The 18,716-nt window shown below is 57.9% G+C and carries 14 protein-coding genes; 3 read left to right on the top strand and 11 right to left on the bottom strand.

The genetic code is table 11. The features are described 5' to 3' along the window. Positions 1–105 precede the first annotated feature (105 nt). From typA to U5L73_RS10765, 10 genes are all read right to left on the bottom strand, one after another. Positions 106–1,929, bottom strand: a complete 1,824-nt coding sequence (gene typA, locus U5L73_RS10810; RefSeq protein WP_322562354.1) for a translational GTPase TypA — start codon at positions 1,927–1,929, stop codon at positions 106–108. 15 nt (positions 1,930–1,944) lie between these two features. After that, positions 1,945–2,946, bottom strand: coding sequence for a tRNA pseudouridine(55) synthase TruB (truB, locus tag U5L73_RS10805; protein WP_322562353.1), 1,002 nt, complete (start codon positions 2,944–2,946; stop codon positions 1,945–1,947). A gap of 4 nt (positions 2,947–2,950) precedes the next feature. Further along, positions 2,951–3,319, bottom strand: a complete 369-nt coding sequence (gene rbfA / locus U5L73_RS10800) for a 30S ribosome-binding factor RbfA (RefSeq protein WP_293661605.1) — start codon at positions 3,317–3,319, stop codon at positions 2,951–2,953. A 14-nt stretch (positions 3,320–3,333) separates the two neighbouring features. Then, complete coding sequence (gene infB / locus U5L73_RS10795; RefSeq protein WP_322562352.1) at positions 3,334–6,255, bottom strand: translation initiation factor IF-2; 2,922 nt, start codon at positions 6,253–6,255, stop codon at positions 3,334–3,336. A 24-nt stretch (positions 6,256–6,279) separates the two neighbouring features. Continuing rightward, on the bottom strand, positions 6,280–7,776 hold the full coding sequence (gene nusA, locus U5L73_RS10790; protein WP_313876136.1) for a transcription termination factor NusA: 1,497 nt from the start codon (positions 7,774–7,776) through the stop codon (positions 6,280–6,282). Between the two features lie 59 nt (positions 7,777–7,835). Beyond that, the gene (rimP, locus tag U5L73_RS10785) at positions 7,836–8,435 is read right to left on the bottom strand and encodes a ribosome maturation factor RimP (protein WP_322562351.1); all 600 of its coding nucleotides are present in this window, start codon (positions 8,433–8,435) and stop codon (positions 7,836–7,838) included. 134 nt (positions 8,436–8,569) lie between these two features. Further along, the gene (locus tag U5L73_RS10780) at positions 8,570–10,174 is read right to left on the bottom strand and encodes a dipeptide ABC transporter ATP-binding protein (RefSeq protein ID WP_322562350.1); all 1,605 of its coding nucleotides are present in this window, start codon (positions 10,172–10,174) and stop codon (positions 8,570–8,572) included. Next, positions 10,171–11,235, bottom strand: coding sequence for an ABC transporter permease (locus tag U5L73_RS10775; RefSeq protein WP_416221333.1), 1,065 nt, complete (start codon positions 11,233–11,235; stop codon positions 10,171–10,173). Before U5L73_RS10775 ends, U5L73_RS10780 begins: the two co-directional genes overlap by 4 nt. Further along, entirely contained in the window at positions 11,192–12,223 is a 1,032-nt protein-coding gene (locus U5L73_RS10770; protein ID WP_322562348.1) for a microcin C ABC transporter permease YejB, read from the bottom strand. The genes U5L73_RS10775 and U5L73_RS10770 overlap by 44 nt, the downstream gene beginning before the upstream one ends. A gap of 2 nt (positions 12,224–12,225) precedes the next feature. Further along, positions 12,226–14,022 carry an extracellular solute-binding protein gene (locus U5L73_RS10765; protein WP_322562347.1) on the bottom strand — a complete coding sequence of 599 codons (1,797 nt, stop codon included), beginning with the start codon at positions 14,020–14,022 and terminating at the stop codon, positions 12,226–12,228. Positions 14,023–14,064: 42 nt separating this feature from the next. Between U5L73_RS10765 and fabI the strand changes: the two genes are divergently transcribed. Next, on the top strand, positions 14,065–14,850 hold the full coding sequence (gene fabI, locus U5L73_RS10760) for an enoyl-ACP reductase FabI (protein ID WP_322562346.1): 786 nt from the start codon (positions 14,065–14,067) through the stop codon (positions 14,848–14,850). A 115-nt stretch (positions 14,851–14,965) separates the two neighbouring features. Here fabI and U5L73_RS10755 read toward each other — a convergent pair whose 3' ends face one another. Beyond that, positions 14,966–17,236, bottom strand: a complete 2,271-nt coding sequence (locus U5L73_RS10755) for an arginine/lysine/ornithine decarboxylase (RefSeq protein WP_322562345.1) — start codon at positions 17,234–17,236, stop codon at positions 14,966–14,968. Positions 17,237–17,367: 131 nt separating this feature from the next. Here U5L73_RS10755 and U5L73_RS10750 point away from each other — a divergent pair, with 131 nt between their 5' ends. Beyond that, entirely contained in the window at positions 17,368–17,793 is a 426-nt protein-coding gene (locus tag U5L73_RS10750; RefSeq protein ID WP_322562344.1) for an NfeD family protein, read from the top strand. Positions 17,794–17,805: 12 nt separating this feature from the next. After that, a complete protein-coding gene (locus U5L73_RS10745; protein ID WP_313876128.1) occupies positions 17,806–18,714 on the top strand; it encodes an SPFH domain-containing protein in 909 nt (302 codons plus the stop codon). Positions 18,715–18,716 lie beyond the last annotated feature (2 nt).

The raw sequence follows: 18,716 nt of genomic DNA, 5'->3' as shown, positions 1-18,716 counted from the left end.
TTCGAAAAGGCAGCCCAGACGTAAAAACGCCGCGGAACCAGCAAGGCTGGGCCGCGGCCGTTTGGGCTTACCTGCCATGCGCCGGACAAGTCCGGCGCAACAGGATCAGTCGCGGGAAGCGCGCTTACGCTCGTGCTCTTTCAAAAAACGCTTGCGCAGACGCACGGACTTGGGCGTGATTTCTACCAACTCGTCGTCCTCAATGAATTCCACGCCGTACTCCAGGGTCAGCTCAATCGGAGGTGTGATCTTGATTGCATCTTCCTTGCCGGACACGCGGAAGTTGGTCAGCTGCTTGGTACGGGTGGCGTTCACGATCAAGTCGTTGTCACGGTTGTGGATACCCACAATCATGCCTTCGTACACCGGATCGTTCGCCTTCACAAACATGCGGCCGCGGTCATCCAACTTGCCCAGGGCGTAGGTGAAGATTTCACCGTCGTCCATGGAGATCAACACGCCGTTCTTACGGCCACCGATTTCACCCTTGTGCGGCTCGTAGCTGTCAAAGATGTTGGAGATCAAGCCGGAACCACGGGTCAAGTTCAGAAACTCGTTCGAGAAACCGATCAAGCCACGGGCAGGAATACGGTATTCCAAACGGACACGGCCACGGCCGTCCGGTTCCATGTTGATCAACTCGCCCTTGCGCTCGCCCATGGCTTGCATCACGCCGCCTTGGTGCTGTTCTTCGATGTCGGCCGTCACCAATTCGATAGGCTCGTGCTTCTCGCCGTTGATGTCTTTGAACATCACGCGGGGCTTGCTTACGGCCATTTCGTAGCCTTCACGGCGCATGTTTTCCAACAGGATGGTCAGGTGCAATTCACCGCGACCCAGCACTTCAAACACGCCTTCTTCGTCGGTTTCGTTGACGCGCAGCGCCACGTTGTGCTGCAGTTCTTTTTGCAGGCGGTCCCAGATCTGGCGGCTTGTCACAAACTTGCCTTCACGACCGGCCAATGGGCTGGTGTTCACGCAGAAGTTCATGGTCAGGGTAGGCTCGTCCACCTTCAACATGGGCAGGGGCTGAGGGTTGGCCGGGTCGGTCACTGTCACGCCGATACCGATGTCCTCGATACCGTTGATCAGTACAATGTCGCCCGGGCCTGCCAAGGGGCTCTGCATGCGGTCCAGACCTTGGAAGGTCAACACCTGGTTCACACGGCCTTTGACAGCCTTGCCGTCCGGGCCTTCCATGACCACCACGTCTTGCATGGGCTTGATCGTGCCTTGGCTGATACGGCCCACACCGATGCGGCCCACGAAGCTGGAGAAGTCCAGTGCGGAGATTTGCAACTGCAAAGGCGCCGCTGGATCACCGGAGTTCGGCGGAACGTGCTTCAAGATGGTGTTGAACAGGGCCGACATGTCGGGGCCCCACTGCTCACCAGGAGCACCTTCCTCGAGGGAAGACCAGCCGTTGATACCGGAGGCGTACACCACGGGGAAGTCCAACTGCTCGTCAGTCGCACCCAACTTGTCGAACAAGTCAAACGCAGCGTTCACCACCTTGTCGGGGTTCGCACCGGGCTTGTCCACCTTGTTGACCACCACGATGGGCTTCAGACCCAGGGCCAAGGCCTTCTTGGTCACGAAGCGGGTCTGGGGCATGGGGCCTTCTTGGGCATCGATCAGCAACAACACGCTGTCTACCATGGACAAGGCGCGCTCTACTTCACCGCCGAAGTCCGCGTGTCCGGGGGTGTCCACGATGTTGATGTGGGTGCCTTCCCAGCTCACCGCGCAGTTTTTGGCCAGAATTGTGATGCCACGTTCTTTTTCGATGGCGTTGTTGTCCATCACGGTGTCGACCACTTTTTCGTGTTCGGCGAAGGTGCCGGACTGACGCAGCAACTGGTCCACCATGGTGGTTTTACCGTGGTCAACGTGCGCAATGATGGCGATGTTTCGGATTTGTTTACTCATGGTTCACTTTCTTGCTTAAGCCACAGGGGCCCAGTTTTCGCTACTCTGTTTCAAACTTGTTTCCATGGCGGCTTGCTGCCCCAGGGTTTCACTGATTTCCAGCGGACTCAACAACCGCACCGGGATCAGCTCCCCGGCCTTGACCTGCGCCGTACCCAACAAGGCTTTGGGGGAAGCGGCGTACACCGCGACCTGTTCTGCGTCGGCCCAACTCCCGCGCTGCCGCATTCCACTCAAAAATCGTGCCGCATTGTCACTGTCCAATGTGACAGCGACATGCTGCGCAAGCAAGGCGTCCACCGGCAGCAGGCAAGCCATGCGCTCAGCTTCGGTCATGGCCTCGAGTGCCTCCAGCGTGATGCAGTGCGTGGTGTCAAATCCACCCGTCCGCACACGGCGCAAGGCGCTCAAATGCGCGCCGCAACCCAAGGCTTCACCAATGTCTTCGCCAAGAGTCCGTATATACGTCCCCTTGCTGCAATCCACTACCAATTTGATAGCAGGCTCCGCACTATCCATGTGGGCGGAAAGCTGTTTAAGCCCATGAATCACCACGTGGCGAGCCTCGCGCTCTATCTCGATACCGGCCCGCGCATACTCGTACAGGGCCTTACCATCTTTCTTCAAGGCACTGTGCATCGGCGGCACCTGCGCAATCGGGCCTTTAAACCGCAACAGCACTTCATCCAGTTGCTCTTGGGTGAACGCCACAGGGCGCTCAAGCAAGATTTCACCTTCGGCATCCGCGGTGCTGGTTTTGATGCCTAGGCGGACGGTTGTCTCGTAAGCCTTGTCGGCATCCAGATGCATCTGGCTGAATTTCGTCGCCGCACCAAAACACAAGGGCAGAACACCCGTCGCCAGAGGGTCCAAGGTACCGGTATGCCCAGCCTTCTCGGCCCTGAGCAACCACTTGGCTTTCTGCAAGGCCTGATTACTGGACAAACCCAAAGGCTTGTCCAGCAACAGCACCCCGTGAACGGGGCGCCTTGCAACCCGTGCACGCGGCGCATTCATGGTGTCAATCCTCTTTGGCGCGCGAAGACACCGCACGGGCAATCAATGCGTTCATGTCTGCAGCCCGTTCAGTGGTCTGGTCAAAAATGAAATGCAGTGTAGGCACCGTGTGAATGTGAAGACGCTTGAACAAGCCCGCGCGCAAAAAGCCCGCCGCTTGGTTCAGGCCTTCAGCCGTACCTACAGGATCGCCCACCAACAGGCTGAAAAACACCTTGGCATGGGCATAGTCCGGCGTCACTTCAACGCCTTGAATCGTGACCATGCCGACCCGGGGGTCCTTCAATTCGCGAGCAATCAATTCCGCCAGATCACGCTGGATCTGGTCGGCCACCTGAAAGCTCCGATTGGGGGTAGAAGACTTTTTACGCACGCAGTGACTCTCGCTTACAGGGTACGGGCGATCTCTTTGATCTCAAAGAACTCGAGCTGATCGCTTTCTTTGATGTCGTTGTAATTCTTGAGCTTGATACCGCACTCGAAGCCTTCTTTGACCTCGCGCACATCGTCTTTCATACGCTTCAAGGAGTCCAACTCGCCGGTGTAGATCACAACGTTGTCGCGCAACAGACGGAAATGGGCGCTGCGCGTCACATAACCATTGGTCACCATACAACCCGCGACCGTACCAATCTTGGACGCCACGAACACCGTACGGATTTCGGCAGTTCCGATAACTTCCTCACGCTTCTCGGGCGCCAACATGCCGGACATGGCTGCTTTCAACTCATCCACGGCGTCGTAAATGATGTTGTAGTAGCGGATGTCCACGCCATTGCCTTCAGCCAACTTGCGTGCACCGGCATCGGCACGGGTGTTGAAACCAATTACGATAGCTTTGGATGCAATCGCCAAGTTGATGTCAGATTCGCTGATACCACCCACAGCGGAGTAGACCATCTGCACCTTGACCTCGTCGGTCGACAGCTTGAGCAAGGACTGAGCCAATGCTTCTTGCGAGCCTTGCACGTCGGCCTTGACAATGATCGGCAACATCTTGACATCGCCACTACCAATGTCTGCAAACATGTTTTCCAACTTGGCTGCTTGTTGCTTGGCCAACTTGGTGTTGCGGAACTTACCAGCACGGTAGGTCGAGATCTCGCGCGCCCGGCGTTCGTCGGACAACACCATGAACTCGTCACCAGCCTGGGGCACTTCGGTCAAGCCCTGGATTTCTACTGGAATGGAAGGGCCGGCGGTTTCGATCTTGTGGCCGTTCTCGTCCAGCATGGCACGAACGCGGCCATAGGTCTGACCTGCTAACACCACATCGCCCGCCTTCAAAGTGCCGGACTGCACCAACACGGTGGCAACCGGGCCGCGGCCCTTGTCCAGCTTGGCTTCGATCACCAGACCCTTGGCCATGGCGTCGACAGGAGCCTTCAACTCCAGGACTTCAGCTTGCAACAACACCTGCTCGAGCAAGTCATCAATGCCCATGCCAGTTTTGGACGACACAGGAACGAATGGCGAATCGCCACCGTATTCTTCCGGCACCACCTCTTCCACCACCAGCTCTTGCTTGACGCGCTCCAAGTTGGCATCGGGCTTGTCCGCCTTGGTGATCGCCACCACCAAAGGAACGCCAGCCGCTTTGGCGTGCTTGATCGCTTCTTTGGTCTGTGGCATCACGCCGTCATCAGCTGCCACCACCAAAATCACAATGTCAGTCGCTTGTGCACCGCGGGCACGCATGGCCGTAAAAGCCTCGTGACCGGGAGTATCCAAGAAGGACACCATGCCACGCGGAGTTTCCACGTGATAAGCACCGATGTGCTGGGTAATGCCACCGGCTTCACCCGCAGCCACCTTGGCGCGCCGGATGTAGTCCAGCAAAGATGTCTTACCGTGGTCCACGTGACCCATCACGGTCACCACAGGAGCGCGCGGCAACGACACAGACTCTTGGCCCTGCACTTCGTCGTCGGTAAACGCTTCCGGATCATCCAGCGCAGCCACAATGGCCTTGTGACCCATTTCTTCCACCATGATCATGGCGGTGTCTTGGTCCAGCGGCTGGTTGATCGTGACCATCTGACCCATTTTCATGAGCGCCTTGATCACTTCAGAGGCCTTGATCGCCATCTTGTGCGCCAGTTCAGCCACGGTGATGGTTTCCGGCACGTGGACCTCAATGACGCGTGCTTCCACAGGCGCTGCCTGCTGGTTGTGATGGTCATCACGATCACGATCATTGCCACGGCGTCCCTTGGGACCCGCACGCCAGTTGCTAGAACGACCAGCACCGGCAGACGTATCACCCCGGGTTTTCAATTCTTTCTTTTTGGCAGGATCTCCAGCCCAGCTGCTGGACAGCTTGGCGGACTTCACCTCTTTGCCATTGCCAGCAGGTGCAGTAGTGGTGGCTGCGCCGGGCGCAGGCTTACCGGGTTTGGCAACTGCCGAACCGTTGGCCGGCTTGTGCAGCGTACCCTTCATGCCTGCCTTGGCGTCAGCAGCCGGCTTGGGCTCTTCCACCTTCTTGGGCGCAATCATGACCTTCTTGGGAGCAGCCATCATCGAGCGAATAGCAGCAGCCTCGGCCTCTGCCTTACGACGACGCTCACCCAAATCCGCTGCACGTGCAGCTTCTTCGGCCGCAGCCGCCTTGGATGCTTGGGCGGCAGCATTCGCGCGCTCTTGAGCAGCGACCTTCGCAGCGGCCTCTGCTGCTTGCGCTGCGGCGGCGGCATCCACGGCCGGAGCGGCGGCCACAGGCGTGGCTTTCACCGTCGCCTGCACCTGCTCTTGCGCTTTACGGGCAGCAGCGGCTTGGGCTTCACGCTCTTGTGCAGCGGCTTGCTCAGCAGCAGCCTTGGCGCGCGCTTCCTGCTCTTCGCGTTCGCGGCGACGCTGGGCTAACTCTTCTTCTTGACGGCGGATCAGTTCAGCCTGACGGCTGGCTTCTTCTTCGCGGCGAGCCAGCTCGGCGTCCTCAGCGGCTTGCGCAGCATTGGCCGCAGCCATGTCTTGCTCTTCCACTTCTACCGTGGACTCAACGCCATCATCGCGACGCACAAACGTGCGCTTTTTACGCACTTCCACCTGGATAGTGCGAGCCTTGCCGGTGGCATCGGCCTGCTTGATTTCGGTCGTTTGCTTTTTCACCAAGGTGATCTTCTTGCGCTCTGGGCTGGTAGTGCCATGGCTATTCTGCAGATAGCTCAACAAGCTGTGTTTGTCTGCATCGGTCAGCGGATCTGCGGCGGAGGCTTTAGGCACTCCGGCGGACTTCAGCTGTTCGAGCAGGGTATCGGTAGATTTTTTGAGTTCATTGGCAAACTCGGCAACGGTCGTACTGGACATATTCTGTGAAACCTTTCATGACCGTTACTCTTGAGAAGCGCCGTCATTGGTAAACCAATGCTCACGCGCCTTCATGATCAGGGCCTTGGCCTCGTCCGCAGACTGGCCGGTAATATCTGTCAATTCGTCAACGGCAAGGTCAGCCAGTTCGTCACGGGTGTGCACGCCGCCGTCTGCCAATTTGCCGATCAATTCAGGGGTCAAGCCCTGCAAGTCACGCAAGTTCTGCGAGACCTCTTCCACACTTTCTTCGTGTGCAATTTCCATGGTCAACAGTGCGTCTTTAGCACGGTTGCGCAACTCATGCACGGTGTCTTCGTCGAAGGACTCGATCTCCAGCATCTCTTGCAGCGGCACGTAAGCCACTTCTTCCAAGCTGGTAAAGCCTTCGGCAATCAGGATGTCGGCGATTTCCTCGTCCACATCCAGCTTTTCCATGAACAGCTTGCGACCGGAGTCTGTTTCGTTCGCCAACTTCTGGGCGGACTCTGCAGCGTCCATGATGTTGATCTTCCAACCGGTCAGCTCGGACGCCAAGCGCACGTTTTGACCGCCACGACCAATCGCGATCGCAAGGTTTTCTTCGTCGACCACTACATCCATGGCGTGACGCTCTTCATCCACCACGATAGACGACACGTTGGCCGGAGCCAAAGCACCAATCACAAACTGGGCTGGATCTTCGCTCCACAACACAATGTCGACACGCTCACCGGCCAATTCATTGGTCACGCCATTGACGCGGGTACCACGGACACCCACACAGGTGCCGATCGGATCAACGCGCTTGTCATGGGACAAGACTGCGATCTTGGCGCGGGAGCCAGCATCACGGGCGCACGACTTGATCTCCAGCAGGCCTTGTTCGATCTCGGGCACTTCCTGGCGGAACAGCTCAATCATGAATTCGGGCGCAGAGCGGGACAACACAATCGGTGCGCCACGCAAGGTCAGGTCCACTTCCATGATCATGGCGCGAACGCGGTCACCTGTGCGCAGGTTTTCCTTGGGGATCATTTCGCCACGACGCAAGCGCCCTTCCACACGGCCGGATTCGACAATGATGTCGCCCTTGTCCATGCGCTTGACGGTGCCCACGAAAATCTTCTCGCCGCGCGACATAAAGTCGTTGAGCAACATTTCGCGCTCAGCATCACGGATTTTTTGCAAAATCACTTGCTTTGCAGCCATCGCACCGATACGGCCGATTGGCACCGACGCCACAGGCTCTTCGATGTATTCATCGACTTCGATGTCAGCGATTTGCTCTTTGGCTTCGAACAACAGGATTTCCTGGTCAGGCAACTGCAGGCCCGCCTCATCGGGGACCACGTGCCAGCGGCGGAACGTCTCGTAATTGCCGCTATCGCGATCCAAGGCGACGCGGATATCCACATCACCGGCGTACAGCTTTTTGGTGGCTTGCGCCAAAGCAGCCTCTACGGCGCCCAGCACCACATCACGCTCCACGTTTTTCTCACGGGAAATTGCTTCAACCAGCATCAACAGTTCGCGATTCATGCCATGACTCTCCTGAACACTCTAATCAACCAATACAAATCGAATACGGGGCAAGGAACTCAGACATCGTCCACTTGCGCCTGACCGTTACGGCCTTTGAAATTCACAATCGGCGCCAAACGGGCCTCGCGCAGTTCATCCAGTGCAAAGCCCAGAGCCTGCAAAGGTGGCGGAACGCGCTTTTTACTTACTTTTTGACCAGGCTTGGGCTCGGGCGCATCGCTCCACACGATTTGCCAACCAGTGCTGCCGTCAGCAGCAGGAACCCGCTCCAACGTGCCGCGGAATTTTTTGCGATTGGCACTGACCTGCCCATTGGCAGCCGCACCCATGGGCGCCTTCAAAGTGATGTCGATCACTTGGCCGGCAAAACGCTCGAAATCCCGCACATGACGCAGGGGCCGGTCGATACCCGGCGACGAGATTTCGAGGCGCTTGTATTCAATGCCATCCACCTCCAGCGCAAACTGCAACTGCCGGTTGACTTTTTCGCAGTCCTCGACATTGATGAACTGCTCTACAACCGGCTGGTCTTCAACAGGGGCAACCCAGGGCAAATCGATGGTGATGCGCAGCAAGCCACCGGCGGAGCGCTCGATCTCAATCAAGTCATATCCCAGCCCTGCTACGGTTTGTTCAACGATGTCCTGTAATGCCACGTCTGTAATGCCTGCCTGATGTAGGGATGAAAAACGATCGACCAAAAAAAACGGGCGGTAATTACCCGCCCGTTTGGTCGTGAAGTTTGGATTGTACCTGAAAAGCGGCCCAAAGCCCTTGATTCTTAAGGAAATTACCGGCTGGCAGCGAGTAATTTTGCAGTGTAAGGATGCTGGGGCGCACTGAACACATCCGAGAGGAGCCCCGCCTCCACCGTCCGCCCTTGGTGCATCACCACAACCCGGTGCGCCATGGCCTCCACCACCGCCACATCATGGGTGATCAGCAGATAAGAGAGCCCCCTGGACTCTTGCAGCCCTTGCAACAGACGGAGAACCTGCTGTGCCAATGTGACATCCAAGGCACTCGTGGGCTCATCCAGCACCAAAACCTCTGGCTCCAAAACCAAAGCCCGCGCAATTGCCAAACGTTGCCGCTGTCCGCCCGAGAACTGGTGCGGGTAACGCTCGAGCATGCCGGGAAACTGGGTCTCTGTGATGCCCACGGTTGCCAGTGCATCGACCACTCGCTGCTGCCGCTGCTCCCGGCCGATGCCCGGGCAATGGACATCCAAACCCTCCCCCACCAACTCCTCGACCGTCAGCCGGGGCGACAAGGAGGAAAAAGGATCCTGAAAAACGACTTGTACTTTCATTCTGAGAGAGACGTCTGCCCGAGAGCGCCTCGTCCAAGCCACCCCACCGACGCGCACAACGCCCGCATACGGCACTAAGCCCAGTGCAGCCAGTGCCAATGTCGATTTGCCCGAACCGGACTCGCCCACCACGCCCAAGGTTTCACCGCGGCGCAGCTGAAAGCCCACCTGTTGCACCGCAGCAAATCGCCCTCGGGAGAACCATCCACGCCAACCAGGCCGGGCGACCGGATAGTCCACGTCGACACCCATCAGCTCCAAAACCACGGGCGCGTCCGGCTTGAGCGGCGCCACATCGCGCACTGGCAAGCTATCCAGCAACTCGCGGGTATAGCGGTGCTGGGGGGCGGCAAACACGTCACCCACGCTGCCCTGCTCCACGATATGCCCCCGCTCTATGACCGCCACCCGGTCTGCAAATCGGCGCACCAGGTGCAAATCATGGGTAATCAGCAAAATCGCCATGCCTTTGCGCACCTGCAGCTCTGCCAACAAATCGAGAATCTGCTGGCGAACGCTCACGTCCAGGGCGGTGGTCGGCTCATCAGCGAGCAACAAGCGGGGTGAGCAGGCCAAGGCCATTGCGATCATGGCGCGCTGGCGCTGCCCGCCCGATAACTGGTGCGGGTAGGCACCAGCACGACGCGCGGGATCATCGATCCCGGTATCCGCTATTAAATTGATAGCCATTTGCGCAGCCTCTGCGCGGGATAGAGCCTGTCTTTCTTGCAAGACCTCAGCAATCTGCTCGCCAATGGTGAACAATGGGTTCAGAGCGGTCATCGGCTCTTGAAACACCATGGCGATATCTTGCCCGCGGATGCCGCGGAGCTGTTGCTCCGACAGCTCCAACAAATCGACAGCCCCTGACGCGGTGGCGAAATGCGCAGCCCCTGAAGTGCGAGCCCCTTGCGCCAAGCCCAAAAGGCTCAGCGCGGTTATCGTTTTACCGGACCCGGACTCCCCCACCAACGCCAGCTTTTCACCAGCCCGGATCATGAAGTCGACGCCCCGTACCACGTCCTTGCCGTCAAATGACACCCTGAGCTGCTCGACTTGCAGCAATACCGGCGATGTGCTCATAAATCCTGCTTCCGTGGATCCAAGGCATCACGCAAGGCATCCCCCATCTGGGTTAACAAAAGCAAGGTCACCACGAGCACTGCAAATGTCGATAGTGAGATCCACCAGGCATCGATGTTGTTCTTGCCCTGTGACAGCAATTCGCCCAAAGAAGGTGTCCCCGGCGGCACGCCCAAGCCGAGAAAATCAAGTGATGTCAGTGCCAAGATGGCACCGCTCATGCGGAATGGCAAAAAGGTCACGACCGGCGTCAAGCTGTTGGGCAAAATATGACGGGTCATGATGACCCGGTCGGACACACCCAACGCCCTTGCCGCCCGCACGTAGTCAAGCTGCCGGTTGCGCAAAAACTCGGCCCGCACATAGTCTGACAACCCCATCCAGCCAAACAGACTCAGCAAAACCAAAAGCAAACCCACGCTGGGTGCAAACACTGCGCTGAAGATGATGAGCAAGTACAGCTCAGGCATGGAGCCCCAGATTTCAATGGCGCGCTGCATCACCAAATCGGTTTTACCGGCGAAAAACCCTTGTACCGCGCCTGCCAACACGCCTAAAACCACGCCGGTCAGCGTGAGCGCCAACGCAAACAGCACACTCACCCGGAACCCGTAAATCAACTGGGCCAGCAAGTCGCGGCCCCGGTCATCGGTGCCTAACCAGTTGGAACGACTGGGCGGCGCCGGGTTGGGCGCTGTCGCGAAATAGTTCAAGGTCTTGGGGCCATAGCGATTGGGGGCGAACAAGGCCCAATTGCCTTCTTGCGACAAGCGCTGCTGGATAAAGGGATCCAGATAGTCGGTGGGGGTGGCAAAGTCTCCACCAAAGGTGGTTTCCGGGTAATCGCGCACCAGTGGCCAATAGGTTTGGCCCTGGTACACCACCACCAAGGGGCGGTCATTGGAGACTAATTCTGCACACAGGCTTAGCAATACCAGCGCGACAAAGATCCACAGGCTGAAGAATCCCAACCGATTGCGACGAAAGCGGCGCCATGCGCGGGCGGCGGGTCCGGGGTTATTCGAATGTGACACGGGGATCGACCCAGGCGTAACAAAGATCGGACACCAGCTTGGTGACCAAACCTATGAGAGTGAACAAATAGAGGGTGCCCATGACTACGGGATAGTCCCGCCGGATCACACTCTCGTAACTGAGAAGCCCCAGTCCATCCAGTGAGAACTGGGTTTCGATCAGCAGCGATCCGGTGAAGAACGCGCCGATAAACGCCGCAGGAAAGCCGGTGACGATGGGAATCAGCGCATTACGCATCACGTGTTTCCAAAGCACCATACGCTCTGGCAGGCCTTTGGCTCGGGCCGTCAACACATATTGCTTGCGGATTTCTTCGAGAAAAGAGTTTTTGGTCAGGATGGTGATGGTGGCAAAGCTGCTCATCACCATGGCGGTCACTGGCATAGCGATATGCCACAAATAGTCCACGATGCGGGCCCCCCAACTCAGGCTCTCCCAGTCCGAGGAGGTCAGTCCGCGCAGTGGAAACCATTGCAGTTGCCCGCCAAACACCACCAACAACGCCACACCAAGGACAAAGCCAGGAATCGCAAACCCCACCAGCACGAGAGTACTGGTCACTAGATCAAACCGTGTGCCTGCACGGACGGCTTTGGCAATTCCCAATGGCACCGCGATGCCGTAGCTGATGAAAAAGGTCCATAGGCCAAGGCTCATGGAGACCGGCAACTTCTCCCAAATCAGCTCAGACACCTTGCGGTTCTGAAAAAAACTGGTTCCCAAGTCGAAGCGTGCGAACTGCTTGAGCATCTGCCAAAAGCGCTCCGGGGCCGGCTTGTCGAATCCGTACAAAGCTTTGGCTTGCTCCAGGCGCTTAGGATCCACCCCCTGCGCTCCGCGGTAACTCAAGCCGCCTTCGGCCCCTACGCTGGCGCCTGCCTTGGCTTCGGCCAGGTACTGCTCGACCGGCCCGCCAGGCACGAACTGCACCACTGCAAACGTCAGCAGCAGCACACCGAAGAGGGTCGGCACCATCAACAACAAGCGCTTCAGTGTGTAAGCCAATAAGTTCATGGTTATTTGGCCCACCAAGTATCAATCGCCCAGCCCTCACCGGCGGCAAAGGGTGGCATGGCGGCAGGCTTGTCCAAGCGCCAACGGTTGTACGCCAACCGGTGCGTGCTGGCTGACCATTGAGGCACTAGCAGGTAGCTATGGGCAATGACCCGGTCCAGGGCGCGGCAGGCGGGCAATAACTCGTCCCGCGAGTTGGCAGAAGTCATGTGTTGAATTAGCGTGTCTACCGCGGGGCTTTGCACACCGCTCAGGTTGCCAGAATCCTCTTGCAGCGCGGCCTTGCTTCCAAAAAGATCCACAAACTCCTGTCCGGGGTTTTGGGTTCCTGCGTAGGCAATCGAGGTCACCTCAAACTCAAATTTTTGCAACCGCTGCTGATACAGCGCAAAGTCCACTGGGCGGAAATTCAGCTTGACGCCGATCTTCTCCAAATTGCGTGCCCACGGGGTGACGACCCGAACGCCGCTTTCATTGCTATCCAGATATTCGAGTTCCAGCGCCTGCCCCTTGGAATTGCGCAAGGCGCCATCGCGGTAGGTCCAGCCCGCCTGCCGCAACAGCTCCTGAGCCTCGCGCAGGTTGTCCCGCAGACTGCGTGCGCCATCGGTGCGGGGGGCTTGCACCATGGGCCCGAAAACAGGCTCCGGCACCTGGCCGCGCAAAGGCGCCAATAGGGCCAGCTCAGTATCGGTGGGCAATCCTTGGGCCTGGCAGGCCGTATTGCCAAACAAACCTTGGACGCGTTGGTAGGCGCCGTAGAACATCTGCCGGTTCATCCACTCGTAATCCAGCGCCAAGCCAAGCGCCCGACGCACTCGCGCGTCCCGTAACTTGGGTGAGCGGGTGTTCAGCACATAGCTCTGGAAGCCGGTGGGCAAGGTATGGCGAAACTCTTCCTTGACCAGCTCACCACTGTCGAATTTGCGACCGTTGACCCGCCTTGCCCAGTCACCAGCAGAGAAAAACCGCATCAGATCGAACTCACCGGCCTTCAATGCCTCCAGCCTCGCCGTGCTGTCTTTGTAGATCTTCACGGTGATGCGGTCAAAGTTGGCCGTCCCACGCCGCACCGGAAGGCCTCGCGCCCAATACTGCGGGTCGCGCACATAGGTAATGTCTTTGCCGAAATTGACCGGCCCAATTTTGTAGGGCCCGCTGCCAATCGGGATGTCCATCACGATCTGGTCAAACGGCTTGGCCACACCAGCCAACTCGCCCCACCGATGACTGAAGACGGGCAGCCCTCCCACGGTCAGCGGCAGCTCCCGATTGGGCTTGGCGAACCGATAGCGCACCGTGCGCGTGTCGAGCACTTCGACGGCTAACACCTCTTCCAACAAACTGCGATATCCGGGGGCCGCTTGCGCACTTTTGAGCATGTCGAAGCTGTGCTTCACATCGCGCGCCAACACCGGGTCTCCATTGTGGAATCGGCCCTCTGCCCTGAGCACAAAGGTAGCACTCAAGCGGTCTGGGGCTACGGAGATATCTTTTGCAAGGAGCCCATAGCCGGCCGCGGTTTCATCCAGTGCACCGGCCAGCAAACTATCAAACATCAGATTGCTGAGATAGGCCGGGGCCGAGCCTTTGACCGTGAAGGGGTTGTACTTGTCAAAGGTAGACACCCGCAGGTTACTGACCAAGCGCAGCTCACCGCCCTTGGGAGCATCCGGGTTCACATACTTGAAGTGCTCAAAACCGGCGGGGTACCGCAAGTCGCCCCAAAGCGCGTAGCCGTGGGCCGCCCACGCACTGCCCGCCATGAAACTCCAGAGTAATAGTGCCCAATTCCGCATGCGACAATTCTGCACCAGACCACGCATTTTTAAGAGGACGATATGGGCTTTTTAGCAGGCAAGAAGTTGTTGATTACCGGAGTGCTGTCAAACCGCTCCATCGCCTATGGCATCGCCAAAGCGTGCAAAGAACAAGGCGCCGAATTGGCCTTCAGTTATGTGGGCGAGCGCTTCAAAGATCGGATCACTGAGTTCGCAGCAGACTTCGACTCCACGCTGGTGTTTGATTGCGATGTCGGCAATGACGAGCAGATCGACCAGTTGTTCAAAGACCTGTCGGCCCACTGGCCCACTTTTGACGGCTTTGTGCACAGCATTGGCTTTGCGCCCCGTGATGCGATTGCCGGCAACTTCCTGGACGGCCTGACCCGCGAAAATTTCAAAATCGCCCACGACATCAGCGCCTACAGTTTCCCGGCGATGGCCAAGGCAGCCCTGCCCTACCTGTCGCCCAAAGCGGCTTTGCTGACCCTGTCGTACTTGGGTGCTGAGCGCATCATCCCCAACTACAACACCATGGGCTTGGCCAAGGCATCGCTGGAAGCCAGCGTGCGCTACCTGGCTGAAGCCGTGGGCCCCAAGGGCATCCGCGTGAACGGAATCAGTGCAGGCCCGATCAAGACCCTGGCCGCCAGCGGTATCAAAGACTTTAGCAAGCTGCTCAATACGGTGGCCGGGGCGTCCCCAATTCGACGCAACGTAACAACGGAAGACGTTGGCAATGTGGCTGCGTTCTTGTTGAGCGACTTAGCCGGTGGTGTGACTGCAGAGATTACCTATGTGGACGGCGGTTACAGCCAGACCATGGGCGTAACCACAGACATTTGAGCCAAATACGCCGCTCGCGCTCATGGAATGTGCGCGGGTAGCTATCAAAAAAAGAGCGCCTGCAGAGTGATCTGGAGGCGCTCTTTTCTTGGGGACTCAGACCCTCAGAGGCGAATCAAGCCTTCACACAGTCAGCGTAGTAACGGACCTTGCCGTCTTCACCCACTTCGCTCACCAAACCGTGCACATCGGTCTCAAAACCGGGGCACTGGGCATTGAACTCGCGCGAGAACTTGAGGTAGTCCACCACTTTCTTGTTGAACACTTCGCCGGGCACCAGCAAAGGAATGCCGGGCGGGTAAGGCGTGACCATGCCCACCGATACGAGGCCCTCCAAGTGGTCGATTTCGACACGCTCGGTTTTGCGCAAGGCAATATGAGCGTAGGCGTCGCTAGGCTTCATGGCCGGCACCAGATCGCTCAAATACACCTCGGTCGTTAGGCGGGCGATGTCGAACTTGGCATAGAGCTGGTGGATGTGGTGGCACAGGTCTGCCAGACCCATCTTCTCGTAACGCGGGTACTTCTGCACGAACTCAGGCAGCACGCGCCACATGGGTTGGTTCTTGGCGTAGTCGTCCTTGAACTGCTGCAAGGCGGTCAACATGCTGTTCCAGCGGCCCTTGGTGATACCAATGGTGAACATGATGAAGAAGCTGTACAGACCGGTCTTCTCGACCACTACGCCATGCTCAGACAAGAACTTGGTCACGATCGAAGCCGGAATACCGGTCTTGGCGAACTTGCCGTTCAGGTCCAAGCCGGGCGTCACGATGGTGGATTTGATCGGGTCCAGCATGTTGAAGCCGTTGGCCAGCTTGCCAAAGCCGTGCCAGTTGGCCTTTGCGCTCTTGGACTCGCCCTTGATGATCCAGTCCGCAGCCTTGCCGATACCTTCGTCGGCCAACTTGTCCGGTCCCCAGACCTTAAACCACCAGTCGTCACCGTACTCTTCGTCTACCTTGCGCATGGCGCGGCGGAAATCGAGTGCTTCAGCAATGCTCTCTTCCACCAAGGCGGTGCCGCCGGGTGGCTCCATCATGGCGGCGGCCACGTCGCAGCTGGCAATGATGCTGTACTGCGGGCTGGTGCTGGTGTGCATCAGGTAGGCCTCATTGAACAAGTGCTTGTCCAACTTGACTGTTTGCGAGTCCTGCACCAATACATGACTGGCCTGGCTGATGCCGGCCAACAATTTGTGGATCGACTGGGTGCTGTAAACCACGGCCTCTTTGGGGCGCGCGCGGTTCTTGCCCATGGCGTGGTAAGTGCCATAGAACGGGTGGAACGCTGCGTGCGGCAGCCAGGCTTCGTCGAAGTGGATGTTTTCCACATAGCCATCAAGCATGCTCTTGATGGTTTCGGTGTTGTAGAGGACCCCGTCGTAGGTGCTTTGCGTCAGCGTCAGGATGCGGGGCTTTGCCTTTTTTGCATCCACGCCCTTGAGCAACGGGTTGGCCTTGATCTTGGCTTGGATAGTGGCCGGCTCAAACTCGCTCTGTGGAATCGGACCGATGATGCCGAAATGGTTGCGGGTGGGCTTCAAAAACACGGGAATAGCCCCGGTCATGATGATGGCGTGCAGGTTGGACTTGTGGCAGTTGCGGTCCACGATCACGATGTCACCGGGTGCCACCGTGTGGTGCCACACCATCTTGTTGGATGTGGAGGTGCCGTTGGTCACAAAGAAGCAGTGGTCGGCATTGAAAATGCGCGCTGCATTGCGCTCGGAGGCACCAATGGCCCCGTTGTGGTCCAGCAACTGGCCCAACTCCTCCACCGCATTGCATACGTCGGCGCGCAGCATATTCTCACCATAAAACTGGTGGTACATCTGGCCAACAGGGCTCTTCAAAAACGCTACACCACCGGAGTGGCCGGGGCAGTGCCAGCTGTAGGAGCCGTCCTCGGCGTAGTCCAGCAGGGCCTTGAAAAACGGAGGCTGCACGCCCTCCAGATAACCCTTGGCCTCGCGAATGATGTGGCGCGCCACAAATTCGGGCGTGTCTTCAAACATGTGAATGAAGCCGTGCAGTTCACGCAGGATGTCGTTGGGGATATGGCGGCTGGTTTTCGTCTCGCCGTACACGTAAATCGGGACATCCAGGTTCTTGCGGCGCACTTCTTCAATGAAGTGGCGCAGGTTCAGCACCGCAGGATCCAAATCCGGGCCCGGTGTGAACTCTTCATCGTCAATCGACAGAATAAAAGCACTCGCACGGCTCTGTTGCTGGGCGAACTGACTTAAGTCGCCGTAGCTGGTGACACCCAAGACTTCAAAACCTTCGGATTCGATCGCCTGCGCCAAGGCACGGATGCCAAGACCCGACGTGTTTTCCGAACGGAAATCTTCGTCAATGATGATGATGGGAAAACGAAACTTCATCTACAGGCTCCAACGGCGGGCTAAAAATGGCAAACAGGCGCGAAGTGTAAGGACTAAATGTGGCAACGCGGCGGCAGCGTCCCGCAATTGGCCCACAATGTGGCGTCATCAATACAACTGGAGTCCCCGTCATGTCGGAACCCAACCTGTGGTGGCTGGCCGTGGGTGCGTTGGTCGCACTGGAGCTGCTCACCGGAACGTTTTATTTGCTGATGCTCGGGCTGGGCGCAGCCGCGGCGGCACTAGCAGCCCATGTTGGCGCCAGCGTCACTGCGCAGCTCGTCTGGGCTTCATTGGTGGGTGGCGGTGCGGTGGCAGTGTGGCACCTCCGCCGCTCACGCGGCCGGTCGGAGCCACTTGCGCAGGCCAACCCTAATGTGAACCTGGATATCGGCGAAGTAGTGCAGATCGGCGCCTGGAGCCCCGACGGCACTGCCCAAGTCCATTACCGCGGCGCGGCATGGACCGCAATCCATCGCACGGGAATCAGCCCGATACCCGGCGCGCACCGGGTAGCAGAAATGGTGGGCAATCGCCTGCTGGTAGATAAATCTTAACGAGGGAAATTTATGGAAATCGCAATTCTTCTTCTGGTCGTCGCCATTATTTTTGTGACGCGGTCGGTCAAAGTCGTGCCACAGCAGCACGCATGGGTAATTGAACGCTTGGGCAAGTACCACGGCACCCTGACACCTGGCCTGAACTTTCTGGTGCCCTTCATTGATCGCGTAGCCTACAAGCATGTGCTCAAAGAGATCCCGCTTGATATCGCGAGCCAGGTCTGTATCACCAAAGACAACACCCAACTGCAGGTAGACGGCATTTTGTACTTTCAGGTGACCGATGCCATGCGCGCCAGCTACGGCTCCAGCAATTACATCATTGCCATCTCCCAACTGGCTCAAACATCTTTGCGCTCAGTCATCGGCAAATTGGAGCTGGACAAAACATTTGAAGAGCGCGACATCATCAACGCCCAAGTGGTCGCAGCCATCGATGAGGCGGCTCTCAACTGGGGTGTAAAGGTGCTGCGCTATGAAATCAAAGATCTCACGCCACCCAAAGAAATTTTGCACGCTATGCAGGCCCAGATCACCGCAGAGCGTGAAAAACGCGCGCTGATTGCGGCCTCCGAAGGCCGCCGCCAAGAGCAAATCAATATTGCAACCGGTGAGCGCGAGGCCTTTATTGCCCGCTCAGAAGGCGAAAAGCAGGCTGCCATCAACAGCGCCCAGGGTGAAGCGGCCTCCATTACTGCAGTGGCTGAAGCAACGGCCAACGCGATCGAGCGTATTGCCGCCGCCATTCGCCAGCCCGGCGGTGAGCAAGCGGTGCAACTGAAAGTCGCTGAACGAGCTGTTGACGCGTACGCCAAAGTGGCTGCGGACGCCACCACTACCCTCATCATCCCCGGCAACATGAGTGAAGTGTCCGGTTTGATTGCGACGGCCATGAAAATGGTGCAGTCCAGCAAGTAAGC

Source organism: Rhodoferax sp., assembly GCF_034520025.1.
Classification (GTDB): Bacteria; Pseudomonadota; Gammaproteobacteria; order Burkholderiales; family Burkholderiaceae_C; genus Allorhodoferax.
Note: the sequence above shows the minus strand (reverse complement) of the source record. Positions and strands in the feature narration are given on the sequence as shown.

Coding starts and splice junctions, on each gene's coding strand:
- typA (WP_322562354.1), bottom strand. CDS start 1,929: ATGAGTAAACAAATCCGAAACATCGCCATCATTGCGCACGTTGACCAC.
- truB (WP_322562353.1), bottom strand. CDS start 2,946: ATGAATGCGCCGCGTGCACGGGTTGCAAGGCGCCCCGTTCACGGGGTG.
- infB (WP_322562352.1), bottom strand. CDS start 6,255: ATGTCCAGTACGACCGTTGCCGAGTTTGCCAATGAACTCAAAAAATCT.
- nusA (WP_313876136.1), bottom strand. CDS start 7,776: ATGAATCGCGAACTGTTGATGCTGGTTGAAGCAATTTCCCGTGAGAAA.
- U5L73_RS10780 (WP_322562350.1), bottom strand. CDS start 10,174: ATGAGCACATCGCCGGTATTGCTGCAAGTCGAGCAGCTCAGGGTGTCA.
- U5L73_RS10770 (WP_322562348.1), bottom strand. CDS start 12,223: ATGAACTTATTGGCTTACACACTGAAGCGCTTGTTGTTGATGGTGCCG.
- U5L73_RS10765 (WP_322562347.1), bottom strand. CDS start 14,022: ATGCGGAATTGGGCACTATTACTCTGGAGTTTCATGGCGGGCAGTGCG.
- fabI (WP_322562346.1), top strand. CDS start 14,065: ATGGGCTTTTTAGCAGGCAAGAAGTTGTTGATTACCGGAGTGCTGTCA.
- U5L73_RS10755 (WP_322562345.1), bottom strand. CDS start 17,236: ATGAAGTTTCGTTTTCCCATCATCATCATTGACGAAGATTTCCGTTCG.
- U5L73_RS10750 (WP_322562344.1), top strand. CDS start 17,368: ATGTCGGAACCCAACCTGTGGTGGCTGGCCGTGGGTGCGTTGGTCGCA.
- U5L73_RS10745 (WP_313876128.1), top strand. CDS start 17,806: ATGGAAATCGCAATTCTTCTTCTGGTCGTCGCCATTATTTTTGTGACG.